Genomic DNA, 24,856 nt, shown 5'->3' with positions numbered 1-24,856 from the left:
GCGGGAAGGGGTTCCCCGATTCAGCGTCGCAGGCCCGGCCGACGCCCGGTCAGCAGCTCGGTCGGGACGTGGGCACGGGGCAGGTTTCGGGCTGGATCCTGGATTTGTGTGGGCGTCACCCACTTCTGCTCCCGCACGATCGTCTGGTGGGCGGAGGCGTCGAGCGCGGCACGAGGAACGGACGTTCCCGCCCTTCGGGCAACTTTCAGAAGGCTGCTCGCAGCTGCCTGCTCCGCACCCATCACCTGCGCGTATGCGGAGGTGAACGCCTCGACCTGGCGCAGGTGGACCGGGTAGAACCGGCGGTCGGGTTCGAGCTGCGCGGGCCGGTACTCCGGGGCATCGGTCACCAGTCCGGCGCCGGCCCTTTTGACGGTCCAGGGGGCGGCCACGGCCATCTGCCACCCGGCCGCCGGAAGCCGGTACAGCGACGCGGCCAGCGCACCCAGTCCTCCCGCATCCTCCAGGATCTCCGCAGCGGGCCGAGATGGTCTTGGCGCTTGCTCGGGTGTCCACTGCGCACCGAACAGCAGCTGTCCGACGCGGACGCAGGCGGTGCGGGAGATGACGACCGCCGGATGCGGGTCCGGCGACGGGAGACGTGTGACACGGCCCGAACGGACGAGTTCGTACCCGGGCGGCGGCAACTGCGGGTGCTCACGGGGGTCGGAGATGTCCACGACGTGTGCCCACTTCTCAGCAGCCGCGTCCCAGGCCCGGGCCGACGTACGCAGCGCCCCTGCGGCTTCGATCAGGCCCGCGGCCGCCGGGTCCTCCGGCATCTCGTCCGCGACCCGGCGCAGGACCCGCCCGGAGAGCATGCGGGTCATGGCCGTCCATCGGGAGAGCTGTTTGAGGTCCGCCCCGCTGAGCCGCTGTTCGGCCCGGTCGTGCAGTGCCCCGTAGGCGACACGGGAGAGTCTCTCGCTGTCCTGCTCCAATCGGAGTGTGACCGTGCTGGTCAAGTCGGTGGGCGACGCCTGCACCGGTTCCACCGCCAGGGCCAAGGGAAAGGAGGCCAGCGAATGGTCGGCGGATCTGGCTGCGGCCCGGGCGTGGACCGATGCCCCGTTCAGGGACAGCCGAGCCGCTTCGAAGGCCTCGACCGCGCCGGGGTGCTCGGCGTCCTGCGCGAGCCGGTGGACGACCTGGCCGGCTGCGTAGGCCACCTCGGAGTACCGGTGGACGAGGTAGTCCAGGCCGGCCTGGTGACTCAGCAGGTAGGCGTACGGGGTCAGCGGACCCCGGTCTGGTCCGAGGTGGCTGCTGACCGTGTCGCGTACCGCGACCAAGGCCCGGCCGGCGTCCACCAGGCGGTCGTTGACGGAAACCGATCCGCTCCCGCTCTGGCCTCTCAGGTAGTTCTGCGCGGTGGCCAGCCACTGGGTCGCTTGCTTCAGGCCGCCTTGGAGGTTCCGCTCCCCCACGGTCAGGGACCGCTCACGAGCCGACGTGTTGCCGCGCGGACCGATGCCCTTGCCGATCTCCTCCAGGATGTGGACGACACCGTCGACTAAGTCGGCACCTCCGTGCGGATTGGAGGCCAAGGGCGCCTGTCCGGCTTCCTGAAGCCGGGCCACGGCGACATCGAAGAGGTCTCCCAGAGTCGTCACGTCACCGCTCCCGGACCCGGGACAGCGCCACGGCGGCACCGGCGGCCAGCTCCCCTGCCTCGCGCAGCGCGCGTTCCGCGCCCTCGTCGACGCTGTCCGCCGTGGCTAGGAGCCGCTCCAGGGACTGCCCCGCGTGCGTCAGCATCCGTACGAAGGGTTCAAGACCATCCGCGCCAGGGGCCGGGGGCGGCTGCTCGACCGCCGTGCCGACCGTCGGGAGCGGCAGCAGGTTGCGGCCGGCGTCGCACTTCTGCCCCGCGAGCATCGCCTGCAGTTCGTCGCTGCCCTCGTCGAACGCGATCCGGTGACACAGCGCGGCGGTCACCCCGAAGACCTCCCACACCGCGGCGAGCACCACGTCCGTGTCCTCGGCGTCGAGCTGCACGTCGAGCTCCATCAAAGCCGTCATCAACATCCCCTTCCCAGTCGGTGATGTTGATCGTGCCAGCCGAACCAGGAGCAGCGGGCCGCCCTGTGGAGGACGGCGCCCCTGTGGATAACCCGGGCGCCGAGCTGTGCGGGCCGGTCTGTTGCCCGCCACTGCCTTGCTGGAAGGCAGATGCGTGGGCGGCCGCCCCATGCAGGGGCGGCGGCCTCAGCACGAGTGGCTGGCGCGTCCTGGCCTGTGTGTGGCAGTGCAGGGTTCGTCAAGGAAGTGCGCGGCGTGCTGGCGGTTCCTTCCTGTCCCAGGTGTTGGCGGGCTGCTTGTCTCTGGTGAGGAGCTGGGCGAGGAGGAGTCCGGTGGAGGCCCTGCTCAGGGCGGCGGCGGTCCGCTTTAGGCGGCGGTGCTGGTCGGTGGGCAGGGCCACGGCGATGCAGGTGGAGTCGTCGCCGGGAAGGGTCAGCGAGTACGCCGCGCACACGTTGCGGTCGGAGTACTCGAGTAGGTCGAACTGGGGTGCGTAGGGGCCGTGGTTGTCGAGGTTGTCGAAGAGGGTGCGGGGGTCGGTGATCGTGCGGCCGGTGTAGGCGACGGGCTGGTAGCGGGCGAGGTGTTCCATGCGGGCTTCGAAGGGGAGGTCGGCCAGGAGCGCCTTGCCGACGGCGCTGGCATGCGCGGTGTCGGTGAACGCGGCGTCGACTTGGACCGGTGGTGCGGTGGGGCTGTGCGAGGACTGCAGGATGGTGATCTCGCCGCCGGCGTAGGCGGAGAGGTAGACGGCGGCGCCGAGGTGGTCGCGCAGACCGTCGAGGGTGCGCTGCATGAGCGCTTCGTGCTGGCCGGGGCGGCCGACCATGGCCATGACGGGGCCGGGACGGTGGGCCCCGTTGGTGGTGTCGACCAGGTACTGGGCGCGCAGCCAGTGCAGCAGCCAGGCGGTGGAGGTGACGGACATGCCGGTGCGGCGGGCGAGGTCGCGGGTGGTGATCCCTCCGGAGGTCTGGATGTGGTGGAGCAGGTCGCGGGCGCGTAGGGCGGCGGCCTGCTCCCGGGGTACTTGCGCGGGCTGGACCCGGGAGCGGGCCAGGTCGGTCAGGACTGCGGGTCGCAGTGCGTTGGCCGACCACCACGGTTCCTTCCTCCCCTCGCCTGCGGACCCGGCGTTCTCGCGGGCGGCGGCCGCGGCCCTTGCAGCTGCGGCGGCAAGGTGAGGCGCGGGGTCGGGAAGGGGTTGGATCAGAGCGCCCGCCCCCTGTCCGTCCAGAGACCTCAGGTGCGCCCGCCCGGGCTCGGCCTCGGGCCCGGTGCCGGGCTCGGGGCGGGCCGGGGCGGGGAAGGTGGGCGGCGGTACGAGGACGAGGTGGGGTCCGCCTGGCCCGGTCGGCCGCATGCCGTCGTTGGCGCCGGGGGTGCCGGCTGCAGCGGCGATGGCGAGGGTGTCGGCGGGTTCGGGCCCGGGGGTCAGGAGTTCGGGGTTCACGCCGAGGTGGCTGCGGACCTCCTCGAAGTACTGCGGGTCCTCGACCGGTGGAATCGCCGCCTCGGGTGAGGGGCGCCGGTGCGCGGTCGCGGCCAGGAGCCGGCGTGCATCGGAGTGTCCGTGCCGGGCGGCTTCCGCGACGAGGAACCGTACGTCCTCGCGTCGGTCGCCTTCGAGGCGCCCGGTCAGGGCGGCCATGCGGAACAGGGCGCCCGGGTGTCCGGCCTCGGCCGCTTCGCCGAGCCACTGTCCCGCCCGCAGGAGCTCGCCCCGCGCCAGGGCCTTCGACCCCAGCCGGTACAGCGAGTTGGCGTGGGAGAGCTCCTCGCGGGTCAGGCCGTACTGCTTGGTCAGGGGCCCGAAGTAGCCGGCGGGGCGATCCCAGAAGTCGTGTGGGCCGGCGAGCTGGGCCAGCAGGTGCGCGAGCTCGGCGGGCACCACCGGCTGCTCCGGGCGGCCCGCCCCGCCGCGGTGGTCGTCGTACCTGCTCACATCCGTCACCTGTCCTTCCTTCCGAGGCTCTTCTTGCGCTGACCCTCTCGAATATGCCCAGTGAGCTTGCGCCTCAGATGGGCGATCGCCTTGTTTCGCAGCCGGTGCAGCCGGGCTGCAGGTATGCCGAGCGCGGCCGCGATCTCCACATCGCTCAGCCCCTGGCTCTGCAGGGCCACCACGTGCCGGCGCTGGCTGTCGCGCATCTGGGAAATCTCGCGGTGCAGCAATTTCCGCTGCCTGCGCCGCTCCTCATCGTCGTCTTCCTCTTGCTCGGCAGGACGAGCATCCAGCGAGTCCATGTCCAGCAGCACCAGCCGCCGGCCCGCCCGGCGCTCCTTGCGGTACTCGTCCACGGCGAGGTTCCGCGCGGTCTGCCGCAGATACGCCATGACGTTCGTATCTGGCGGAAGTTCACCTGCCGCAGCCTTCAGCCCCACTCTCAGCAGCGCCTCCTGCACGACGTCCTCACAGGCCTCCGGTGACAAGGAACGGAACGCGCGTCGCAGGACGTGCGGTCCCGACCTCAGGAACAGCGGATGCGCCTTCACCAGCCGCTGTGCCACGTCCGACTCCGGGGTAGCTTCCTCCCGGGTCGGTTGCTGTGTGACCTCGGCGAGGGGCGTGTCGGGTGCGAGCTCCTCTTCTGCTCCGCCCCCTACCACGGGCCTCGCTCCCCGCCACGGGACGCGTCGGGAACCGCAGCCGCACCGGCAGGGGCCTGGGCGAATACGTCGAGCCGGACCACCACAGCGGCTTCAGCAGCGCAGGCGACTTCCACGCGCACCGCGAGAGTCCTCGCAGAGCAGCTGCACCCTTCCTCCTCGACCTCTCCGGCCGTGTGAGGGTTGTCGGTCTTGGCGGCGGGGCTTCTCCGGAACAAGCCGGCCAGGGCGAGCAGCGCGTGCACCGCGCTCACGGCGGCCGAGGCATGCTCGGTCCACTCCAAGAACGGCGTCGTCATGATCAGTGGTTCTCCATCTGTCCGGGCGGGACGCGGTCGGCGTGAACGCGTCCTCGCCCCCCAGACGAAACCCAGGGCGCACTTCTCCCCCCACCGTCCCCCGATTCACCCAGGAGAGTGAATATCCGGCCTGGGGCGCACTCCGGCGCGTACGCCCAAACCAGCGGACCGCGGGGGAAGCGTCGCTCCGGGCACCGGCCAGTCAGAGGCGGCGGTCCTGCTGCTCGCCCCCGCAGTACGACGGCGAACTCCATGCGCTGACCGAGTGGGTGGAAGGAGTGCTCGTACTCGGGTACCTGGCCGAGCCGTCCGCGGACGCAAGGTGGTGCCACCTGTGGTTCGCGCACCCCGTTGCCGTTGTGCGCCTGCAGGCCCTCTGGCTGGCCCGGCAGGAGCTCACGGACGCGGCCACCTGCGGCCACACGGGACCGCAGGTGGCCGCCGAAACCATCGACCTCTGCCTGCGGGAACTGCGGAGCTCCAGCGGTCCGTTCTCGGGCTGCACCAGAAGCGAGCATCAGATCGCCACCGCATGTCCGGTGTCGTGCCCAGCGCATGGCGTCAGATCCGGACCGAGCAAGCGCCGCCTGGGGCTCGCCGGGATTCGGACGGGGCGGTTGGTCAGATGCGGCGGGGTTCGATGGTCACCTCGGGTGAGGAAGACCGCACGACGCTGGCAGCGGGGACCATGGTGCTGCCCATGCAGACGCTCGCGGCGATGGCCGAGTACCTGCCCACGGCGACGCCGGGGCCGAGGGTGATCATGCTGCCGGTCTGGACGTGGTCGCCGATCAGGCCTCCGAATTGGGGCGTTGTGCAGTGGTAGGGCGGTTCGTCGCCGGGCCCGTGAAGAACGATCTCCTTGACGGGGACGCGCATGTCGTAGTTCCACAGGCTGATCGCTGCGATCACGAGGTTCGCGGACAGGTGGGCATCGGCTCCGATGATGGAGTGCCCGATGCCGACCTGGTGGCCGAGAACGGTGTTCTCCCCGACGAAGGAGTGGGCGACTTCGCATCCGAAGCCGACCGAGGCGCCGGCGGCGAGGACGGAGCGTTTGCGGACGGTTGAGAACTCGTGGACGCGGACTCCAGGTCCGATGATGACGTCTTCGCCGATGATCGCTGTGGGGTGGATCTGCGCTGTGGGGTGGATCCGCTCGGGCAGTACCTGCAGGGCGTCGTCGTGGAGGGCATCCCAGCGGGTGAGGAAGTCGGAGAGCTCGAACTCTCCGATCTTGGCGTAGCCGGTGGCGTCCAGGCCGGACGCTGCGGGGCTGCGGACGTAGTCACCGATACGGATGGATTCAGGCATCGGGCTTGCCTCCTGCTCGTCGTCTGGGCGGGCGGTTCAGGCGGCTTCGGCGGCTTCTCGGCGCAGGAAGTCAGGCAGGGCGGCGGGGGTGTTGTCGAGCCAGGCGACGTAGCGGGCCACGCCTTCGGCCACGGTGATGCGGGGCTCCCAGTCCAGGGCGGCGGTCATGCGGGCGGTGTCGGCGGTCCCGCCGAGCGGGTCGCCCGCGGGAAGCGGCCGGTCCTGGAACTCGGCGTCGGGGTAGTGGTTGCGGATGAGGTGGGCCACCTCGGCAATCGACGTGGCCCGGCCGGTGCCGATGTTGAGGGTCTGCCGGTCCGCGCCGCGGGCGAGCATGGCCCCGATGGTGGCCTCGGCGATGTCTTCGACGTGGACGAAGTCACGGACCTGCCGCCCGCCGCCGTTCAGGTGCAGAGGCAGGCCGAGCTTCGCGCGCATCGCCATCCAGGCGACCACCCAGGAGTGCGATCCCTCCTTGACGGTCTGGGGTTCGCCGTAGACGGAGAAGTAGCGGACCGAGGTGTGCGAGACGTTGGCCTCGCCCAGTACGAGCGCGGTTTGTGTCTCGCCCCAAGCCTTGGTGTTCGCGTAGACGGAGAGCGGGGCCAAGGGCTGGTCCTCGTGCCAGGTCTGCACGTCGTGGCGCTTGGGGTCGCCGTTGCCGTAGACGGCCGCCGAGGAGACGAATACGAAGCGGCGTACGCGGGCGTTGCAGCGGCGGACTGCGTCCAGGAGGACCTGGGTGCCGGTGACGTTGGTGTCGATCGCGGCCATCGGGTTGCGGGTGCAGGCGGCCACGTCGGCGACGGCGGCGGCGTGGATCACGTAGTCCGCTTCCCTGATGACGTGGTCCATCAGCGTTGCGTCGGCGATGTCGCCCACGATGGTGTCGGGGTCGGTGGTGTGGACGTTGAACAGGTCGGCGTAGACGGTGGCGGGGTAGGCGTCGAGCCTCCCCACGGCAAGGACGCGGGCCCCGGCCGCGCGCAGCCGGGCGGTGATGCGGGAGCCGACCAGGCCCCCGCCGCCGGTGACCACCACGGTCGAACCGGCAAGGGCAGCGGACAGGTCGGCGTCGGTCAGGCTCACGGTGGTCTCCTCGGATGCAGCGGGAGGACAGGTGGTGGGGAGGGTGTGCGACCGCGCTTGGGACCGCTTCCCCGGCAGGCGCCGCCCGGGGCAGGGGTGGGCTCCATCGGACGGACCGGTGGTGCAGCCCCGGGCGGCGTGATGAACAGTGAACTCGCCAGCACGGAAAGTGAGTACCGTGGGCGAAGCGGCAACCCGTTCAACCCGTTCAAGATCGCTTCCGAGGGAGCCGACGTTGGCAGGGAATCGAACGCCGAACAGTTCGTTGGCGGATGTGATTGCCGAGTCCGGAGCCACGTACTACGCGCTGGCCAGGGAGATCCGCTCGGTGGCGGCCGAGGCCGGTCAGCGGTTGAGTACCGGGCCGTCGGCCGTCGCGTACTGGGTCGCCGGGGGTACACCCTCCGGCCAGACGCCGTTCTACATCGCCGAGGCCCTGACGAGACGGACGAAGCGGCGGGTGACGGTCGCCGAGATCGGTTTAGGCTGCGAAGGCGGCGGGGCCATGGAAGCAGATCCACTGGCCGCCATCGCCGACCTCGGGAGATCAGTCATGCAACGTCGCCGTGATTTCCTCGGTGCCGCGTTCACGGCCGCCGCTGTCGGCCTGCCGCTGACCTACGACCACGAAGCGGTCGCCGCGACGCTCAGGGCGGCCGAGACCGGCGCAAGCGTCGGCCCGACCGAGGTGACGACGGTCCGGCAGCTTACCGAGACGTTCCGCAGTGTGGACGAACGCATGGGTGGTGGCCACGGCCTGAGCACCGTCACCGCCTACCTGACCGACACCGTCGCACCGATGCTGACCGCCCGGTTCCCCTCCACCGCGATCCGCTGCGAGGCGTTCGGGGCGGCGGCCCAGCTGGCCTGCCTGGTCGGCTGGAAGCATCACGACCTCGGCCGGGAGGGCGCTGCCCAGCACTACTACCTGCTGGGCTACCAACTTGCCTGCGAGGCCGACCCGGACGGTCACGCCGCGTGGATGATGCGGGCCCTCACCCACCAGGCCTTGGACCTGGGCCACCCCGGCTCCTGCCCCGAGCTGGCCGAAGCCGCACTGCACCGAGCCGCGGGGAAAGTCGACCGGCAGACCGAGGCGCTGCTGCTGGTGACGTGCGCCAGGGCGTACGGGGCCGGCGGCCAGGCCGCGAAGGCGGCCCGTGCGCTGCTGGCGGCCGAGGACGCCGTGACGGACACCCGGGACCCGGTCCCCTCCTACGCCGCCGCCTCGGGGCCGGTGGCGGCCACGGTCGCCTCGCACATGGGCAAGACCCTGACCGCGATGAACGACCACACGGCGGCCGAACGCCACTACCGGCGGGCGCTGGCAGGCCGCACCCCGGGCACGTACCAGCTTAAGCACGGGCTGACCATGGCCAACCTGGGGAAGTCCGTGGCCGGGCAGTACCGGCACGAGGAAGCCGTGGGCCTGTGGGCCCGGTCCCTGGACTTCATGGGCGGCGTGGTCTCCGACCGCAACCGGCAGGCGGTCAGGGAGATCCAGGCGGCTGCGGCCCGGTACCGCACGCGCGGTGTGACCGGCGCGGCCGGCCTGAACCAGCGCGCCACCGAACTCCTCAGCAACCAGGCGTGAAAGGAACGGACAGCAGAATGCCGAAGATCGGGGTTGTGGTCCTGACCATGGGCGACCGACCCGCGGAACTGGGGGCCCTGCTGGCCTCCGTGGCCGCTCAGGAAGGCGATCCGGCAACCGTCGTGGTCCTCGGCCAAGGCGTGAAACTCCCGCCCCTCCCGGACGACGTGGACGGTGTCGAGCTGCCCGAGAACCTGGGCATCCCCGGCGGCCGGAACGCCGGCATCAGCCTTTTGCGTGAGAAGGGCGGCGTGGACATCGTGGTGGTCCTGGACGACGACGGCCTGTTGCCCCGCACAGACACCTTCCGGCTGGTCCGAGAAGCCTTCGCCAGCCGACCGTGCCTCGGGATCGCGGGCTTCCGCATCGCGGACGAGACCGGAGCGAGCCAGCGCAGGCACGTCCCGCGTCTGGGCGGCAAGAACCCCCTGGTGTCCGGGCCGGTCACCACGTTCCTCGGCGGCGGCCACGCCATCCGCATGAGCGTCATCGACCAGGTCGGCGACTTCCCCACCCAGTTCTTCTACGCCCACGAGGAAACCGACTTCGCCTGGCGCGCCCTGGACGCCGACTGGGAGATCGACTACCGGGCGGACATGGTGCTGCAACACCCCCGCACCCCGGCATCCCGCCACACGGTGTACTACCGCAACACGGCCCGGAACCGGGTCTGGCTGGCCAAGCGGCACCTGCCCGCCATTCTGGTTCCGGTCTACCTCGCAACCTGGGCCGCATACACGCTGGTGCAGCGGCCCCCGCTGCCCGGGCTCACGGCCTGGTGGGCCGGCTTCGTCGAAGGTGTCCGGATGCCGTGCCCGCCGCGGCGGCCCATGCGGTGGCAGACGGTATGGAAGATGACCCGACTGGGCCGCCCTCCAGTGATCTGACGCTACGACCGCCATTCTGGTTCAGGAGGTCGGTCCTCCTGGCGCCCTGGCCGGGCTGCGGGCCCGTGGTCGCTCGACCCAAGCCCAAGGCTCTCATCGGCAGGGCGCCAGAGGACGCTCCGACGACGTTGGCACTGCTCGTGTCCGTCCGCCCTGGTCTGCCCAGCTGGGGCGCCGCCGCCGGTCCGCTGACCTTCCCCGGCGGTCGTGCCGAGCAGCTCGCGGAGAGTCGCTGTCAGGCTACTCCTGACAGTCGAATCTGTCAGGAGTAGCCTGACGTGTGTGACAGATGCTGAGCACGATTCCGACAGCGAGCGCTACGCGTACAGCCGTACGGCCCTGGCCCGCCTCGTCCTCTCCGCCGAACTGCGTGAGCTGGCCGACAGCGCTGGCGACGGCGTCGCCACGACCCAGGACATGTGGGCGCACCCTGGCGAAGTGGTAGGCCACGCGCTTGACCTGGTGCGTCAGGCCCAGGAGGTTCTGGCCCGCGCCGTGATCTACGAGCGGCAGAAGGGCACCAGCTGGGAAGCCATCGGCGAGCAACTCGACGTGAAGAAGCAGTCCGCCCACGAGCGGTACAAGCCGGCCGTCGAGGAGTGGAAGCTGGCTCTTCAGGAGCCGTTCTACCCCGCCCCTCCCGAGCGCCCGGTACGCAACCGGCGCCTGCATGACGCCGCGTATGCGCCCACCGCTGCCGGACGTCGGCTCGACCAGTGGGTGCGTGAACACATCCCCGCTCACCGGGAGACCACCCATCCGGTCACCGCGCATCTGCCCACCCTGACCACGGCCGAGGAGTTGGTTCAGGTCCTTGACGCGCTCAACCACCTCTACAACGACGCGCTCGCGCCCCCGGACCGGGCTGCCCGCGCCCGGCTGGCCGAGCGCAAGGCGGCGCTGCTGGACCGCATCGCCGTCGAGGACGGCCGGCCCGAGGCCGCCGAGCAGGCCGCCGAAGCCCGCGCCCGCGCCGCCCAGCTCCGCGCCGAAGCGGACAGGGCAGCCCAGTGACCCAGACCGCGGTCGACCACAGCCTGACGGGCACCGAGCTGTTGAACGCGGCGGCCGCCGAGGTGAGGTCCTGGCCGTCGATCTCCGCTTCCCGGGCCCGCTAGGTGAAGTGGGTGGCCGGCGAGTACACCCGCGCCCTGGCCCACGCCGAGCACCCGCTCGCCGACGACGCCGGCGCCCGCGAGGTCTTCGCCGCCGAGCCGGTCGACGTCTACCTGCGTCTGGCCCGAACCGGGCAGCTGCGCGTACGCAAGGCCGCCGACCCGTCCAGGGGTCGGACAACTCCGAGCAGACCCGTCTGGAGGTCCTCAGGCTGCTGGTGGCGGCGTGCGGAGCCGAGGACTTCGCCGAGCTGCCGCCGCAGCCGGACCCGCCGAGCAAATCGCCCGTCGCCAAGCGGCCCCGCTCCCTGCTCCGCACCCAGCTGACCGACCTCGCCGACTCCCCCGACGCGACCACCAGCCAGCTGAGGATGCTCGCCGTCGGCGCCGTCGTCTCCGACACCGGTATCAGGGCGGGCGAGATGTGCACGCGCATGATCGAAGACCTCTCGCCGACGCTGGAGGAGCTGCGTGTGGTGCGCCGGCCCAGGGCTGGAGCCAGTCGAAGGCGTTCACCGAGCTGCTCGCCCTGTCCGGCCTTTCCCGCGCGGCGCTCAAGCGATGGCTGCCCGAACGGCAGCAGCTGTTGGAGCGGGTCGGAGGTCCGCGACGGGCTGCTGGAGATCGGCAAGAAGCTCGGCATCCCGCCGCTGGTGACGAACGACTCGCACTACACGTACGCGAGCGAGGCCGGCGCCCACGACGCCCTGCTGTGCATCCAGACCGGCAAGAACCTCTCGGACCCGGACCGCTTCCGCTTCGACGGCACCGGCTACTACCTGAAGTCGACCGACGAGATGTACGCGATCGACTCCTCGGACGCCTGGCAGGAGGGCTGCGCCAACACCCGGCTGGTCGCGGACCAGATCGACACCGAGGGCATGTTCAAGTTCCGGAACCTGATGCCGAAGTTCGACATCCCGGAGGGCCACACCGAGGTCAGCTGGTTCCGCGAGGAGACCATGCGCGGCATGCACCGCCGCTACCCGGGAGGCATCCCGGAGGACCGGATGAAGCAGGCCGAGTACGAGATGGACACGATCATCTCGATGGGCTTCCCCGGCTACTTCCTCGTGGTCGCCGACTTCATCATGTGGGCCAAGAACCAGGGCATCGCGGTGGGCCCGGGCCGAGGCTCCGCGGCCGGTTCGATCGTCGCCTACGCCATGGGCATCACCGACCTCGACCCGCTCACGCACGGCCTGATCTTCGAGCGCTTCCTGAACCCCGAGCGCGTCTCCATGCCCGACGTCGACATCGACTTCGACGAGCGCAGGCGAAACCTAGAGCCGGGCCCAGCCGATCGGCTTCTCGGCGAACTCACGATCATGGGCGACGCGATCAAGATGGTGAAGTCCAACAACGTGATCGACACCAACGGGAAGTGATTGCGGAACAGGTCGACGAAGATCTGGTGGTCGGCGCGCGCCCGTGCCCCGTAGGCGTGCGCGAAGTCCGCCAGCAGTTCCGAGAAGCCCTCCTTGTCCGCCGTGATCGCCGGGGTCTGCGCCTGCTTGAGGTAGATCACCACGTCGTTCTCCAGGGCATCGCTGTGCCCCTCCAGCAGGATGTTGTAGGAGGGCAGGCCCGCCGAGCCGATCCCGATGCCCCGGCGCCCCACCACGTCCTTGACCCGGTAGGAGTCGGGCCGGACCAGGGATTCGTCGGGCAGGGTCTCCAGGTACCCGTCGAAGGCGGCCAGCACCTTGTAGCGGGTGGCGGCGTCCAGCTCGATGGAGCCCCCGCCGGAGGAGAAGCGCCGCTCGTAGTCCCTTATCTCCGTCATCGAGTCCAGCAGGGAGAAGCGGGTCCGGGAGCGGGCCGAGCGCAGCGCGCCCAGCAGCGGGCCCTCGGCGGTGTCCAGCGTGAAGGAGGGCACCTCCTCGTGCTTCGCCCCAGCAGCCAGCCGGTGGATCCGCTCCCGGTAGGCACCGGCGTAGATCCGCACCAGCTCGCTTATCTGGTCGTCGCTGAGCGCCTTGGTGTAGCCGATCAGGGCGACCGAGGCGGCGAACCGCTTCAGGTCCCAGGTGAAGGGGCCGACGTAGGCCTCGTCGAAGTCGTTGACATTGAAGATCAGCCGGCCGTTGGAGTCCATGTACGTGCCGAAGTTCTCGGCGTGCAGGTCGCCGTGGATCCACACCCGGCCCGTCCGCTCGTCCAGGTACGGGCCGCCGTGCCGGTCCCGCTCCAGGTCGGAGTAGAAGAGGCAGGCGGTGCCCCGGTAGAAGGCGAAGGCCGAGGCCGCCATCTTGCGGAACTTGACCTGGAAGGCAGCGGGGTCGGCGGCGAGGAGCTCACCGAACGCGGTGTCGAAGACGTCGAGGATCTCCTCGGCGCGCTGCTCGTCGGTGGCGATCGTTGTGGTGGCGCCGCTGCCACGGGTGCTGCCGGACCGGTGCCCCGGGCTCTGCAACGCCCGTCCGTACCGCTGCGTGCCCCGGATCTGTCGACGGTGGGTCGTAGAGTCTTCTGCATCCGATAGGCCGGACGGCTGAAGAGGGAAGGCCTCGTACAGCACTTGCTTGGCGGCGAGCTGTACAGGGCCTCCCTCTTCGACGGATCGGTTGTGTACCTACGACCCGAAGGGGTGCTTTCCAATCCGCACGAGCAAGAGCGACGCTACCTCAGCGTTTACCCACGAAGCCAGAACGACCGTCTCCAGCCCTGCGCCGGTGATCGACATTCGCATCGGCGGCCTGCACCTTCGAATCCAGAAGATCCCGGTCACGCTGATCATCAGCCTGGCCGCCATGCTCGGGGGAGCCCTGGGGGTCCCCTGGGCTCGGTAGTCCGAGCGCGTTGCCGCCGTCGCCCTTATTGTCAGCCGAGAGCGAGGGCGGCTGCACTCGGTACTTGAGGGCCCGCCACGTTCCGGGACAGCAGCAAGCAGCAGCACCTGCACGCCGGTGGCCCTTCCGGCAGTTCCGGGAGGGCCACCGTGCGTTGTGCCGCCCTACCCGTGGACGGCCGGCACCTGCACGCCGCAGGATTCGGCGAAGACCGTGGCCCCGATGCGGTGCGTCGGGCGGTAGAGGGTCCACGTGTCGCTGGGCTCGCACCGGCACCAGCCGCCCGGCCACGGGCGGGACGGGTCCGGCGCGGGCAGGACCAAGCCGCCGAGCGGGCCGCCGACGAAGACTCCCCGCCCTTCCCCCCCATTCGGCGCTCTCGGCCCCGGAATGACAGCAGCTCCTTGTCCCCTGATTTTGCGATCGTGATGAGGGGCGGTCCTGGTCCCCAACTCGCCGACTCCGACCGCTTGCCGAACCATGGACCCATGAACCAGGTCAGGGTGCTGTACGAGGTCCGCCCCACGGAGCACACGAAGCGGGGCGCCATGGGGGAGATGCATGTGGAGGCCCCCGGCGGGGGCTCGCTCTGCGAGACCGGCGCCGACCTCCGCCCCGTCCCGGCGGACAACATCCACGCCGATTGGGAGATGGTGCGGCGGACCGGGAAGTGCTGCCCGGACTGCCGGAGCTTTCAGGACGAGAAGGACGGTCGCCAGGCTCAAGGAGCATCGGGGGCGGCCGACCCGGCGTCGTGAGCGCAGCCCTTGAGGAAAAGGGGAGCCGGGACGGCGTACGCCGTCCCGGCTTCTTTGCCGAGGGGGGCGAGTCCGGGGCCTCAAAACGGGACTTTGGAGAACCGCTGATGGGCGGCTTGCCGGGTGGTGCCGGTGGCGTTGCCGATCGCCGTCCAGCTGGCACCGTCGCGGACGGCGGAGGTGACGGCGTGCTGCAGGCGGGCGGTGCCGAGCCTCTCGGCCCGGGCGGCGGCCTCGACCGTGGCCAGCGGCCGGGAGTCCGCCAGCGCCGCGAGCTGGATGCGCAGCCGCTCGATGGTGTCGGCGACGTCGTCGGGGATCTGCCCGCCGACCAGCCGGCCGACGTGCTCGGCCTCCCAGGCGGCGAACGGTACGCCCAGGACTGGGCGACCTGGATGAAGTTCTGCACCGCGGAAGGCGTGCCCCTGCTCGCCGTCACCACGGGCACCCTGGTCATGTTCACCGAGTGGCTGTGGACCCAGCCAGGATGGAAGAGCGGCACCTTCACCGCGCCCACGACGATCAGCCGCCGGATCACCGGCACGGTCGTCTCCGCCCGCACCGACCGCGGCATCCGCCTGGAGGAGGGCGTGGCCCGCCTCGCCCGACGCCAACCTTGACCAGGCCAACGAGCGCCGCATGGAGCTGGCCGCGCAGACGCTGCGGCTGGCCGCAACGGGCAACGACCAGGGCGAACTGTGAACACCGAGCCCGAGAATGCCATGGTGCAGGACGTAGGTCCGCGCGACGCCGAGGGCTACAAGCTCCACGACGATGGCACCCGCGTCCACCGCTACACCTGCACGATCCACGACGGCCAGGGCTGTGACGGCCACTGCGGTCCGCTTCCCGCCAACTCGCTCGAGGACGAGATCCGCTGCACCGGCCGCTGACCGTCCGGCAGCACCACCAAAGGCGCCCGCAGCCATTCGACCTGGCTGCGGGCGCTTTGCCGACTCTAGCCCCGCCGGTTCCCAGCACGAAGAAGACGAACGGTGCCTTCGCCGCGATGTTCGCTGCTAGGGTTCCCGGCCGACAACCGGGAGGGGAGCCCAGGTGGAGGAGCAGGAACGCAGCGAGCGCAGGGCACAGTTGATGGAGCAGCTGGAAAGGTACAAGGCGATGCAGGCCGGGCTGGCGGAGTCGTCCCAGCCGTACGCGAAACTGCAGGGGAAGATCGAGGAAGTGGTAGACGAGTACTGCCTCCTGGATCAGCCCGAGCCGGACCCGGTACCGGAGGAGGCGCCGGCTCCGGAGGCCGCCACCCCGGTGCCGGAAGTCCCAGAGACACCCGAGGCACGGCGAGAACGCCACGGACGGTACTGGGCGGCCGCCGGAGTCGTCCTGCTACTGATCACCGGCTTTGGTTCCTACGGCTGGCTGGCCACAACGGCAGCCGCCATCGCCGGGCTGGTCGCCGGAGCAGTCGGCGTAGCCATGCTCTTTACATGAAGAAGGCCGGCCCCGCCGCCTACCGGGCCCAGGACGACGTACTGGCCCTGACGTCCTCGCCGTCGGGCATGCCCCGGGCCCTGGTCGCCATGGACACTGCCGCCTGCCTGCGCCTGGACGGAGATCCGACCGCGGCCGCCGAAATGGCCGCAGCCGTCTACGACCGGCTACCGCCCGCCTACCGGGGTGGCCTGGTGCACTCCCGCGCCCAGTTCCTCCACCGTCACCTGAACGAGGGGTCTGACCGAGGTACGGCCAAGAGGGCAACGAGATGATCTTGAAGCCCTGGTGGCGGGGTCCGCCGGTAATGCTGCTGGATTGAACACCAAGGAATCCACCACGGGATGATCTTGAAACCCCTGACGGGTCGTCTACGGGGGCTGAGGAACATCGGAATTGTGATTCTTGAGTCGGCGATCCCCGGACGTGATCGCCGAGCCGCTCACGAGCCTGCTTGTCCCGGGCGACAGCCGCTGCTGAGCACGCGCCGCGCACCTCACACCGCTTTACGTCCGTTGGACGCGCGTACCGGGCCAAAGCGGCCATCCGGTTCGGCGGGATCTGCGACAGCCTCAACCTGCCGAGCCGGTACGCGCCGATCTCGTCCACCCGCTCCAGCGCGCGGGCGAACGCCGTACCCGTCGTCCGCGTCGGCGGCCGGCGCAGCCGCTCCAGCTCCGAGAACCGCGAGCCCTCCGGCGTCTTCAGCGTCGCCACCAGATCCCCGGGCAGCGCCGCATCCGCGCGGCGGGCGGCGCCCGCGACCGTGGCGGGCAGCCGCTTCTCCGCGACCTGCCGCGCCTCCGCCACCTGCCGGGCCAGCACGAACACCCCAGGCAGCAGGACCCGGTGACGGCGCAACCAGCCCACCGCGTGGTCGAACAGCGCCTTCGGGCCCTCGGCGTGCGTCCACGCCCGCCCGTGCAGGAACGTACGGAACCGACGGCCCCACTCGGCGTCCTCGTAGGGGTAGTAGCCGTAGGCGCCCCGGATCTCCCACGCGTGGTCGTACAGCGTCTGGCGCCGCTCCGTGTACCGCTTGACCACGGACGGGTCCTCGATGCCGAGCTGCACGGCCAGGTGCTCAACCACCGGCCACGGCACTCCGAGCGGGTCCTCCAGGAACAGGCCGACGTACCGAACCGTGCACATCTGGAGCGCGAACCCGAGCCGGTGATGCTCCGTCCGCCGCAGGGCGATCAGGTCCCGGTCCACGTCGTCCAGGAAGAAGAACCGCTCCAGCTCGGGCCTCGTCGGCTCCTCTGCGAACGTCCCGTACGCCTCGGCCTGCTCATCACTCAGAAATTCCACCGGCACGAGCCGGACCGTACCCAGCCCCGGACCAGGCCCGGAGGCGTTTCACCGAACGCCAGCGGCGAAGTGGATCACTGTGCTAGACGATCATGATCGTTCTCACCGATAACTGCTGTACCGATGTTCCCCGAGGCCGGTATAGGCGGCGGACGCGCGGGTGGGCACCAGGTTTCTCCAGCCGAGCGGGCACGCTCTGGCGAGCGTCGGCGCGGCAGCCGGTCAGCGGGGAACCTGAATGCGGGCGGCCTCCGTGCAGCTGCGCAGAGGAGCGAGGCACAGGTCGATGACGCCCTGGTCGAGGGCGGCATGGTGGTGCTGGGTCTTGCTGGCGCACTCCACTATGAACGTCGGTTCTCCGAGGTCCAGGCCGGCTGCGTAGCCATTCGCGACCCAGAACAGCGGAGCACCGAGAGCCATCATGTCCGTCCGATGTGTGTGTTCCTTCGCGCCGTTCTCGTCCCTGTGGGTACACCGGCCTTGTCGGCCGCGCAGTTCGGCGCGGATGAAGGCGATGACGCGGGTGAGGACCTCGGGCCGACGAACGGCGTCGTCGCGCAGCGCGCGGATGTCTTCCTCGGTCACCTCGGGGTACGACTTGCCGTCGAAGAGGGCGTGGCAGTTCGGGCAGAGCGGCAGGACGTTGCCGAGGTCGTGGAAGAGGCCGTAGCGATGCTCGTACGTCACACGAGTCAGCTCCGGCGCCGTGCCCTCGGCCAGTTTCACGCCCTTCTCCCGGAGTCTTTCAACGGTTTCCGGCGGCAGGGGCGTGCCCCAGATCTGCCTATCGGCCTTCTCGCGGATCTTCGGCCAGTCGCGAATGTGAGCCATGACGGCCCGCGGACGATCGGTCCCGCACCTCAGGCACGCCTCACCGAAGATCCGCTGGACGGCTCGGATCAGGTAGTCGGGGTTCTTGGGGCGGTCGTCGGTGTTGCTCGCCATGCGTTCAGCGTAGGGGGCCGCACTGACAGTGTGACCCCGCCGGCACCCCATCGACCCCCGAGGCTGCAATGCAATGTCTTGGCCGAATTAAGGTCTCGTATACCGAGAGGCGTGGGGCGCGATCCACAGCGGGCTCGCACTCTGGACTGGGCTTGGGCCGGTGGTACCCGGGGGCTTCGCCGCCCCCGGGACCCCGCTCCCCCGGCACTCCCCGGCGCGAAACGCCTCGGCGTGGCTGACGCCCGAACGCGCCGGGGAGCACCGGGGCCTGAGCCTTCGCTCCCCGCCGAACCGGGCCGACGGCCTTCCAGCAGGCGTGGTCAGGCCTCTGGCTGTGCGGCGGGTGAGTGCGTGACGGCATCGGCGGACAGCTTGGGGGCGATCTCTTCGAGATCGGGGTGGGTGACTGCAACGGCGCGCAGGATCCGGATGAGGCTCTGGGGTTCGAGGGGCTGGCCGTTGACGGTGGTGAAGAGGTGTCCGGTGTCGTGGCGTGTGGTGGCGCGGTGGGGGAGGTATTGATCGATGGCGCGTACGACGTCGCGGTGGACGGGCTGGAGGCGGGTGGCCTCGGAGGAGGCGTTCTTCTGGGGGACGTCCCAGGTGGTGCGGTGCTGCTCTTGGTGGCGGCCGCTCAGGCGCATGGCGGTGATCTGGCCCGGGCGCAGTATGTCGTCGTCGTGGTGGCGCCCCCAGAGGTAGTGGTTGAGGCAGAGGTAGATCAGGGCGCGGGCGCGGTGGGGGCCTTCGCGGCGGGTGCCGGTGTAGCGGTCGGCGGCCTGGGCGAGCCAGCGGCACTGGTCGGGGGTGAGGAGGTCGCGGCCGGGCAGGCCGGCGGCGAAGTTCCCGCCGCGCTGGAACTGGAGCGACTTGGCGGTGCCGGGCGGCACGAGGCCGGGCCCGCCGGCGGCCGTGGCGGTCTCCGTCCAGCGGTAGAAGGAGCGGACGGCCCCGCAGGCGGCGTCGCGGGAGCGGGCCGCGGCGGCGTAGCCGATGGCCCAGTTCTGCAGCGCCATGGGGGTGGGCTGCAGGTACAGGTCGGGGTCCGGACGGCCGTCGAGTCCGCAGCCGACGGTGAGCCAGTGAAGGACGGCGGGCCGGTAGTGCTCGATGGCCTGGTAGCCGAAGTAGCCGTTCGCCTCGGAGTTCGGGCCGGCCAGCCACTCCTCGACCAGGGCGGCGACGTCGTGTTCCATCCGCTCAAGTTACCTGTACGGGATCCGACGCTCGGCTGGTGTCGTCTTCTGAGTCCTCCCGGTCGCCCAGACTCGGCAGTCAGATCACTTCGGCATCCACCGACTTCAGGAAGGCGTTCATGGCCTGTTGGTACTTGTCCCGCGTATCGAGGAGATCTGTGCCGAACTTGATCACGTCGATCTTGCTAAACCCCTCTACGGAGGCTTCGGACATCATGGTCGTCAAGCGTTCACGGTGGGTGATCGCACGGTCCATCACGGTCCGGGTGTTCTCGGTGGCCACGAGGCGGGCTGTGATCTCGGCCTGGACGACCTTGACCCGAGCTTCCTGGAACTCTTTGTTGTATTGCTTCTTCAGCTCTGCCTCGGGCGTCTTTTTTTCGACTACAAGGACCGCTTCCTTGCTGAGCTCGGCTACGAAGGCGTGAGAGTGCAGACCGAGGTCGCCGTAGGCGGCTCTTCGGATGTCCGCCTGCCTGGCGTGCGTTGTCGCATCTTTGCTGCTCTGAGCGCCTATGTAACCGAGCACACTGCCTCCCAGACCGGACAGGGCGCCGATCAGCGCTCCGGCCAGTGCAGCAGAGGCGGAGCCCCGGCTCCCCGACCTGCCGGCGGCCGTGCTCCCAGGGCGCTCACCGTTCTCTTCCACGATCCATGTATGCCTCGCCATGGGCGCCGTACATCCCGGTAAGCGCCAGTGCCCCACTGCGGGGGACGACCGAACGCACCACCTCGGCACCAGAGCCGGGTGTGAGACTGGTAGGGCCGCATGTTCAGGTGTCGCGTGTTCTCCGGCGAATCGCAATGACCCTTACTCTGTGTGCGCAGTCGCAGGCAGAACATCGGGCGTCAGGCTTCGTCAAGATCTGCCTTGTCCGGCCGCAGCAGCCTTTTCGAAGCTGCCATGCGATCAGCCTCAGCGCAGTAGCCTGTCAGCGCGACTGGAAATCGGGGGGAAGCGATGGATCCTGCGTTGATCGCGGCTGCTGCATCTGCTGTGAAATCGGCGGCTGGCAGTGATGCCTGGACTGCGGCGATCGCCCGTCTGCGGGCCAGAACCGAGGCTGAGACAGGTGCTCCTGCAGCAGGAGCAGTTGAGGTTCCTTCCGTGGGGACAGAAGTCCCAGCGCAAGCGGCTCTCTCCCAGCTTCTGGAGACCTACTACACCAAGGTCGGCCGACGAGCCGATGTTAGCTTCTTCGCCGCCATCGCAGCTGCGGTCCTGGGATATGTGATCATCGCGGCCGGGATACTGGTCGGTATCTATCGTTCGGATGATCTGGTGCTAGCCGTGGTCACGACCGCTGCTGGAGCCCTTTCCCAGGTCTTGTCGTTCTTCTTCTTCCGTAATCGTGCAGAGGAGCGAAAGATGATGATTCAGGTACTGGCTGACCTTCGTGAGGACGCAGAGCAGAATGCTCGGGCAGTGCGGGCCCTGGACCTTGTAGAACAGATTCAGCAGCCACTGCTCAGGGACAACCTAACGGCAGCAGTTGCTCTGGAGCTCAGCGGTGCTGCCGCTGACCTGAAGAGCATTCACGCATCGCTGAAACTCTTCGAGACCAACGGCGACCACACTCAGTTCAATTCTGCTTGAGCGTCGCGAGGACCCGGCCGGAACACAACAGGGTGACATGAGAGTTACCGTGTGTGGTCGCCAGGCGCGTATCGGCTCCAGGTTCCACCAGCCTCGGTGACCAGGCGGGTGGTGGTCTTGTCGTGATAGCCGAGTGCCTTCGCGATGACGGGGGCGGGGGCCTGGAGACGAGCTGGCGGATCGCGGAGGTCCTGCCGCGCTGCGGCGGGACGCCGATCTCACGCAGATGGGCTTGAAGGCTGACCGGGTTCGGCCTCGGGACTGGTAGGCCCGCATGTTCAAGAGTCGCGTATTCGCCGTAGCCGTCGGCCGATCATCACCCTGTGTCGGTGCCCTGCGGCATGATGACCGGCGTGAACACCGAGATACTGATAGACGTCTGGCAGCGGCTTCTCGCCGACCCTCGCAAGTCGTGGGTGCTGTTCGAGCATGGCACTTGTGTCGTGCTGACCGCTCCGGAAGGGGAGCTTGCTGAACAGGCAACCGACCTCCTGAAGAAGTTCGGCCCGGCGCATGCCGGATCTTCGGCAGGAGACTTTGGGGTGATCGACCTCAAGGACGTCGAGGGATGGGTCGTCACCGGGCATCACAACGACGTCCTTACCTATGTCGGCCCCGATGAGCCTCAGGATCAGTCGCAGATCGCTGTCGGGCTGTTCGGACGTTCCAAGCGCCACCGGGACGGCACCGAGCTTCACGTCGTCCACGTTGAGGACAAACGCGGCTCAGCGGACCCAGCGTAAGTACCGCGCTTCATCGCCGGTGGTCGCCGGGGGCGTATCGGCTCCAGGTCCCTCCGGCTTCGGTGACCAGGCGGGTGGCGGTCTTGTCGTGGTAACCCAGCGCCTTTGCGATGACGGGTGCCGGGGCTTGGAGGACGAGCTGGCGGATCGCGGAAGCCCTGCCTCGCTGCGGCGGGACGCCGATCTTTCGGAGGTGGACCTGGAGGCTCACTGGGTTCATGGGCTGTCCGGGCTGGCGGCCGGGGAAGAGCCACTGTGCGCTCCTGCTGCTGGCGTAGGGCAGGTGTTGCCGGGACTGGATGTAGGCCTGCATCAGGTCGGCGACGGGCTCCGGCAGCGGGGACGGCGGGTCTCCCAGCCGGACGGTGACCGTGGTCTCGTCGTCGGTGACGTCGTCGATGGTGAGGCGGACGATGCGGCTGACGGGTTGCGCGTAGAGGAGAACGAGCGCGGCGGCGACCCGGGCCCGCAGGGGCAAGGAGTCGTCGTTGAGGACCCGGCGGAGGATCGCGAGCCGGCGGTGCTGGTGCAGCGGTTCCGAGTCCTGGGTGATGACCGCCTGCGGCAGTGCGAGGCGGGGCATCCTGTCGGTCTTCATGCACCACCGCAGGAATGACTGCGACGGACGGCGGGTGGCCAGGCTCTCGGTGTGCCAGGCGTCGATGTCGGCCTGCTGGCACTGCCCGATCGCACGACCTCGGCCGGCGAGCCATGCGAGGAAGGCACCGGCCTGGGTGACCTCCTGCTTGGTGTGGTTGGTCTGGGAGCGTCCCAGCGGTCCCTTCTCCGCCTTCGTCCGCAGGCGCCGCATCTGGTGCCAGGTGGCGAAGTGGCGGAGAAGCTGGCGGTGTTCGGGGTCTTCGATGGTGGCGAGCCGTTCGGTCAGCCAGCGCTGGTAGAGCAGGAGCTGCCGGTCGACCCGCGGGAGGACACCGCAGTCCATCAGCAGGTCACGCAGGTGAGTGACGGTTCGCCAGGGGGCCTCTTGGTGCAGCCGGTCATGGGAGAGCGGGATATTGCCCGTGGCCAGGCCCTGGAGAAGTCGGACGACGTTGGGGTTGCGCAGCCAGATGAGTCGGCTCTTGGGCCGGTCCATCTCCAGCAGGATCTTGACCAGCGGCAGCAACTCCGGGGCGACACGGCCAGTGCCGTCGTCGAGGAGGCGGGCGAGCGTGTCGGCGAGGGTGCAGTGTTCGCAGAGGCGTCCACCGAGCAGCAGCCCCTCGAAGCCGCAGCGATCGCAGAAGAAGTCGCGGACGATGCCCGCGCAGTCGCGGCAGATCGGGGCGCCGTCGGTGTCCCGTCCGGGCAGTAGCCGGTCGGTATCGCAGCAGGGGCAGCGGCCACGGACTCGCATCGCGCGGTCGTAGCAGGTTCGGCAGATCGGGCCGTCCGACCACTCGGCGGATTTCGAGGCTCGACGGCCGCAGCGTGCGCAGTCGCGGATCATCCACCGCTCGTACTCCTCGGGCGTCACCGCTCACCCCTCGGGCGTCAGCCGGACCCGTGTGGGTCGGCGGGCGGCCAGGTTGATCGGAGCTTCTTCGCCGGCGGCGCGGCGGGCGGGGAGGTTCTGGGCCGAGGTGGTGATCAGGTCGGTGGGCGTGCAGTCGAGGATGTCGCAGAGAGTGGCCAGCACCGGCAGGGACAGGCGTTCCGGGGTGCCGGAGACCAGACGGTGGACCTGGGAGGAGGACAGTGTGATGCCGCGTTCGGTCAGGTGCGGCATCAGTTCGGTGACGGTGAACATGCCGCGGGCGGCCATCAGCTCGCGCAGGCGCCACCGGTAGCTGATCTGGCGTGGCATCAGGAGGTCCTTCCCGGCCGCAGAGCGGCCTCGATGGTGGCGTCCAGGACACGACGCAGGGAGCGGGTGCGGAAGTCGGAGGAGACGCAGGTGTAGATCGCGGTGGTGGAGGCGTGGTCGTGGCCGACCTGCTGTTGGACGAACAGCGGGTCGTGACCGTCCTCGATCAGATGGGTGATGTAGGACCTGCGTAGCGAGTGGAACTCCAGCGCGGGGTCCAAGCCGACGGCGTCCCGGTAGGCGGCGAAGCGGGAGTCCAGCCGTTGGATCCCGATCCGCGGGCCTCGCTCGGACGGCCAGAGGGCCCGGCCGGTCGAGTGCCGCATCCCGGGACGCACCTCGCTGATCCATTCCTCGATCGTTCCGGGTGTCCACTGCCAGACGGTCAGCACGCTGCGACGCTTCGGTGGCGACCCCTTCTTGGCCTTGCCATAGCGGACCAGCAGGGTGCCGTACTCACCGAACTCCCGGCCCTCCGGATTGCGTCCGAAGTCGGTGAGATCCAGCATTCGGGTCTCGTTGCGTCGCAGGCCGTAGGCGTACGCGACCTTGAACAAGGCGGCATCCCGGAAGGCCGGCAGCCAGCCCTTGCGGCCCTTGCCGCGAACACGCAGCACTTCCTCGTCGGCGTGGTCGAAGAACGCTTCCAGTTCGGGCCGGGTGAAAGCCCGTCGTTCCGGCTCGCCCTCGGCTTCGTCGGCGTGCGTTGCAGCGTTCCAGTCGTAGACCACCTGGACCGGATGGGTACCGAAGTGCCGCAGGCACTCGTCGCTCCAGCCGTAGGCTGGGTTGGTCAGGAAGTCGCAGAACTGGCGCACGGAGCCCTGGTAGTTGCGCAGGGTGGAGCGGACGCAGCCGTGCACGGCCCGCAGGTCGGCCGACCACTCGTCGACGTGCTGCGGCGTCCACTGCCACGGCATCGCGTCGGCGTGCCGGGTAAAGGCTCTGACCGTGCGTTCCTGGTCATCGACGTATCCCAGCGAGAGGTTCCGGGCGAGCTGCTGGTTGCGCCAGCCTTTGATCATCGCCTCGAAGACCTGCTCGTCCGGCCGCAGCAACGGCAGACCGTCGATCAGGTGCAGCCGAGCAGACCCTGGAACGAGACCGTCCCCACCCATCCGCCATCACTCTCCGTCTATCGCATCTGACGCGAGAATTTCGCATCAGATGCGACTCGGGGGTGTCTTCGCAGTTCAATCGCTCGATGGAGTGAGGTCCACAGATGTCCGCCAACAGGAGCGGTACCGTGGCTCCGAGGCCAACGGCCCTGCTCGGACCGCTTCTATGTAGTCTCCGGCCAGCTTCCAGGACGGGTGTCGCCTATT

The 24,856-nt window shown here is 69.5% G+C and carries 23 protein-coding genes and 4 pseudogenes; 12 read left to right on the top strand and 15 right to left on the bottom strand.

Going from position 1 to position 24,856, the window contains the following annotated elements; translation table 11 throughout:
* Positions 1–20 precede the first annotated feature (20 nt).
* The 5 genes from B6R96_RS36285 to B6R96_RS36265 all read right to left on the bottom strand — a co-directional run bounded on the left by B6R96_RS36285 (position 21) and on the right by B6R96_RS36265 (position 4,931).
* A complete protein-coding gene (locus B6R96_RS36285) occupies positions 21–1,613 on the bottom strand; it encodes a hypothetical protein (protein WP_081525477.1) in 1,593 nt (530 codons plus the stop codon).
* A 1-nt stretch (position 1,614) separates the two neighbouring features.
* Complete coding sequence (locus B6R96_RS36280; protein WP_159396461.1) at positions 1,615–2,022, bottom strand: hypothetical protein; 408 nt, start codon at positions 2,020–2,022, stop codon at positions 1,615–1,617.
* 238 nt (positions 2,023–2,260) lie between these two features.
* Positions 2,261–3,976, bottom strand: a complete 1,716-nt coding sequence (locus tag B6R96_RS36275; RefSeq protein WP_081525475.1) for an IclR family transcriptional regulator domain-containing protein — start codon at positions 3,974–3,976, stop codon at positions 2,261–2,263.
* Entirely contained in the window at positions 3,973–4,533 is a 561-nt protein-coding gene (locus B6R96_RS36270; RefSeq protein ID WP_159396460.1) for an RNA polymerase sigma factor, read from the bottom strand. The genes B6R96_RS36275 and B6R96_RS36270 overlap by 4 nt, the downstream gene beginning before the upstream one ends.
* Before the next feature lie 92 nt (positions 4,534–4,625).
* On the bottom strand, positions 4,626–4,931 hold the full coding sequence (locus B6R96_RS36265; protein WP_081525473.1) for a hypothetical protein: 306 nt from the start codon (positions 4,929–4,931) through the stop codon (positions 4,626–4,628).
* A 5-nt stretch (positions 4,932–4,936) separates the two neighbouring features.
* On the opposite strand from B6R96_RS36265, the pseudogene B6R96_RS38890 reads away from it, so the two are divergent.
* A pseudogene (locus B6R96_RS38890) lies at positions 4,937–5,410 on the top strand (DUF4913 domain-containing protein); the annotation flags it as partial.
* Positions 5,411–5,552: 142 nt separating this feature from the next.
* On the opposite strand, the gene B6R96_RS36255 reads toward B6R96_RS38890, so the two are convergent.
* Positions 5,553–6,245, bottom strand: coding sequence for a transferase (locus B6R96_RS36255; RefSeq protein ID WP_081525472.1), 693 nt, complete (start codon positions 6,243–6,245; stop codon positions 5,553–5,555).
* A gap of 36 nt (positions 6,246–6,281) precedes the next feature.
* A complete protein-coding gene (locus B6R96_RS36250; RefSeq protein ID WP_081525471.1) occupies positions 6,282–7,334 on the bottom strand; it encodes an NAD-dependent epimerase/dehydratase family protein in 1,053 nt (350 codons plus the stop codon).
* A 235-nt stretch (positions 7,335–7,569) separates the two neighbouring features.
* Between B6R96_RS36250 and B6R96_RS36245 the strand changes: the two genes are divergently transcribed.
* The 4 genes and pseudogenes from B6R96_RS36245 to B6R96_RS36230 form a co-directional block, all read left to right on the top strand.
* Positions 7,570–8,928, top strand: a complete 1,359-nt coding sequence (locus B6R96_RS36245) for a tetratricopeptide repeat protein (RefSeq protein ID WP_081525470.1) — start codon at positions 7,570–7,572, stop codon at positions 8,926–8,928.
* 17 nt (positions 8,929–8,945) lie between these two features.
* Positions 8,946–9,815 (top strand): glycosyltransferase family 2 protein, encoded by an 870-nt coding sequence (locus tag B6R96_RS36240; RefSeq protein WP_081525469.1) that lies wholly within the window; start codon positions 8,946–8,948, stop codon positions 9,813–9,815.
* 282 nt (positions 9,816–10,097) lie between these two features.
* Positions 10,098–10,829, top strand: a complete 732-nt coding sequence (locus tag B6R96_RS36235; protein ID WP_081525468.1) for a hypothetical protein — start codon at positions 10,098–10,100, stop codon at positions 10,827–10,829.
* Positions 10,830–11,532: 703 nt separating this feature from the next.
* Positions 11,533–12,210, top strand: a pseudogene (locus tag B6R96_RS36230) (DNA polymerase III subunit alpha); the annotation flags it as partial.
* 107 nt (positions 12,211–12,317) lie between these two features.
* Here B6R96_RS36230 and B6R96_RS36225 read toward each other — a convergent pair.
* Positions 12,318–13,289: pseudogene (locus B6R96_RS36225) on the bottom strand (DUF2252 family protein); the annotation flags it as partial.
* A 921-nt stretch (positions 13,290–14,210) separates the two neighbouring features.
* On the opposite strand from B6R96_RS36225, the gene B6R96_RS36220 reads away from it, so the two are divergent.
* The 5 genes from B6R96_RS36220 to B6R96_RS37580 all read left to right on the top strand — a co-directional run bounded on the left by B6R96_RS36220 (position 14,211) and on the right by B6R96_RS37580 (position 16,207).
* Complete coding sequence (locus B6R96_RS36220; protein ID WP_081525467.1) at positions 14,211–14,480, top strand: hypothetical protein; 270 nt, start codon at positions 14,211–14,213, stop codon at positions 14,478–14,480.
* Positions 14,481–14,668: 188 nt separating this feature from the next.
* Complete coding sequence (locus tag B6R96_RS38455) at positions 14,669–15,100, top strand: hypothetical protein (protein ID WP_081525466.1); 432 nt, start codon at positions 14,669–14,671, stop codon at positions 15,098–15,100.
* A 102-nt stretch (positions 15,101–15,202) separates the two neighbouring features.
* Positions 15,203–15,373: a hypothetical protein gene (locus B6R96_RS36210; protein ID WP_237291744.1), complete on the top strand. Its 171-nt coding sequence runs from the start codon at positions 15,203–15,205 to the stop codon at positions 15,371–15,373.
* Between the two features lie 163 nt (positions 15,374–15,536).
* On the top strand, positions 15,537–15,932 hold the full coding sequence (locus B6R96_RS37520) for a hypothetical protein (protein WP_159396459.1): 396 nt from the start codon (positions 15,537–15,539) through the stop codon (positions 15,930–15,932).
* A complete protein-coding gene (locus B6R96_RS37580) occupies positions 15,929–16,207 on the top strand; it encodes a hypothetical protein (protein WP_162498494.1) in 279 nt (92 codons plus the stop codon). Before B6R96_RS37520 ends, B6R96_RS37580 begins: the two co-directional genes overlap by 4 nt.
* Before the next feature lie 247 nt (positions 16,208–16,454).
* Here B6R96_RS37580 and B6R96_RS39080 read toward each other — a convergent pair.
* The 4 genes and pseudogenes from B6R96_RS39080 to B6R96_RS36190 all read right to left on the bottom strand — a co-directional run.
* A pseudogene (locus tag B6R96_RS39080) lies at positions 16,455–17,249 on the bottom strand (DUF4158 domain-containing protein); the annotation flags it as partial.
* A 216-nt stretch (positions 17,250–17,465) separates the two neighbouring features.
* Positions 17,466–18,188 carry an HNH endonuclease gene (locus B6R96_RS36200; protein ID WP_081525465.1) on the bottom strand — a complete coding sequence of 241 codons (723 nt, stop codon included), beginning with the start codon at positions 18,186–18,188 and terminating at the stop codon, positions 17,466–17,468.
* A 320-nt stretch (positions 18,189–18,508) separates the two neighbouring features.
* Entirely contained in the window at positions 18,509–19,384 is an 876-nt protein-coding gene (locus B6R96_RS36195; protein ID WP_081525464.1) for a hypothetical protein, read from the bottom strand.
* 79 nt (positions 19,385–19,463) lie between these two features.
* Positions 19,464–20,033 (bottom strand): hypothetical protein, encoded by a 570-nt coding sequence (locus B6R96_RS36190; protein WP_159396458.1) that lies wholly within the window; start codon positions 20,031–20,033, stop codon positions 19,464–19,466.
* A 312-nt stretch (positions 20,034–20,345) separates the two neighbouring features.
* Here B6R96_RS36190 and B6R96_RS36185 point away from each other — a divergent pair, with 312 nt between their 5' ends.
* A complete protein-coding gene (locus B6R96_RS36185; protein ID WP_159396457.1) occupies positions 20,346–20,981 on the top strand; it encodes a TRADD-N-associated membrane domain-containing protein in 636 nt (211 codons plus the stop codon).
* A gap of 341 nt (positions 20,982–21,322) precedes the next feature.
* Positions 21,323–21,724 (top strand): hypothetical protein, encoded by a 402-nt coding sequence (locus B6R96_RS36180; RefSeq protein ID WP_189829303.1) that lies wholly within the window; start codon positions 21,323–21,325, stop codon positions 21,722–21,724.
* A gap of 10 nt (positions 21,725–21,734) precedes the next feature.
* Here B6R96_RS36180 and B6R96_RS36175 read toward each other — a convergent pair whose 3' ends face one another.
* The 3 genes from B6R96_RS36175 to B6R96_RS36160 form a co-directional block, all read right to left on the bottom strand.
* Entirely contained in the window at positions 21,735–23,081 is a 1,347-nt protein-coding gene (locus B6R96_RS36175; protein WP_159396456.1) for a hypothetical protein, read from the bottom strand.
* Positions 23,082–23,204: 123 nt separating this feature from the next.
* Complete coding sequence (locus B6R96_RS36165; RefSeq protein ID WP_081525460.1) at positions 23,205–23,531, bottom strand: helix-turn-helix domain-containing protein; 327 nt, start codon at positions 23,529–23,531, stop codon at positions 23,205–23,207.
* Complete coding sequence (locus B6R96_RS36160; protein ID WP_081525459.1) at positions 23,531–24,649, bottom strand: tyrosine-type recombinase/integrase; 1,119 nt, start codon at positions 24,647–24,649, stop codon at positions 23,531–23,533. The genes B6R96_RS36165 and B6R96_RS36160 overlap by 1 nt, the downstream gene beginning before the upstream one ends.
* Positions 24,650–24,856: the final 207 nt, after the last annotated feature.

This window comes from Streptomyces sp. Sge12 (assembly GCF_002080455.1).
Classification (GTDB): domain Bacteria; phylum Actinomycetota; class Actinomycetes; order Streptomycetales; family Streptomycetaceae; genus Streptomyces.
Note: the sequence above shows the minus strand (reverse complement) of the source record. Positions and strands in the feature narration are given on the sequence as shown.

Bases quoted from the DNA above. Each gene is read 5' to 3' on its own strand.
- B6R96_RS36185 (WP_159396457.1), top strand. From the start codon at position 20,346: ATGGATCCTGCGTTGATCGCGGCTGCTGCATCTGCTGTGAAATCGGCG.
- B6R96_RS36220 (WP_081525467.1), top strand. From the start codon at position 14,211: ATGAACCAGGTCAGGGTGCTGTACGAGGTCCGCCCCACGGAGCACACG.
- B6R96_RS36180 (WP_189829303.1), top strand. From the start codon at position 21,323: ATGATGACCGGCGTGAACACCGAGATACTGATAGACGTCTGGCAGCGG.
- B6R96_RS36195 (WP_081525464.1), bottom strand. From the start codon at position 19,384: ATGGAACACGACGTCGCCGCCCTGGTCGAGGAGTGGCTGGCCGGCCCG.
- B6R96_RS36240 (WP_081525469.1), top strand. From the start codon at position 8,946: ATGCCGAAGATCGGGGTTGTGGTCCTGACCATGGGCGACCGACCCGCG.
- B6R96_RS36175 (WP_159396456.1), bottom strand. From the start codon at position 23,081: ATGCGAGTCCGTGGCCGCTGCCCCTGCTGCGATACCGACCGGCTACTG.
- B6R96_RS36255 (WP_081525472.1), bottom strand. From the start codon at position 6,245: ATGCCTGAATCCATCCGTATCGGTGACTACGTCCGCAGCCCCGCAGCG.
- B6R96_RS36265 (WP_081525473.1), bottom strand. From the start codon at position 4,931: ATGACGACGCCGTTCTTGGAGTGGACCGAGCATGCCTCGGCCGCCGTG.
- B6R96_RS36165 (WP_081525460.1), bottom strand. From the start codon at position 23,531: ATGCCACGCCAGATCAGCTACCGGTGGCGCCTGCGCGAGCTGATGGCC.
- B6R96_RS36160 (WP_081525459.1), bottom strand. From the start codon at position 24,649: ATGGGTGGGGACGGTCTCGTTCCAGGGTCTGCTCGGCTGCACCTGATC.
- B6R96_RS36280 (WP_159396461.1), bottom strand. From the start codon at position 2,022: ATGACGGCTTTGATGGAGCTCGACGTGCAGCTCGACGCCGAGGACACG.
- B6R96_RS36200 (WP_081525465.1), bottom strand. From the start codon at position 18,188: ATGGCGAGCAACACCGACGACCGCCCCAAGAACCCCGACTACCTGATC.
- B6R96_RS37580 (WP_162498494.1), top strand. From the start codon at position 15,929: ATGAAGAAGGCCGGCCCCGCCGCCTACCGGGCCCAGGACGACGTACTG.
- B6R96_RS36210 (WP_237291744.1), top strand. From the start codon at position 15,203: ATGGTGCAGGACGTAGGTCCGCGCGACGCCGAGGGCTACAAGCTCCAC.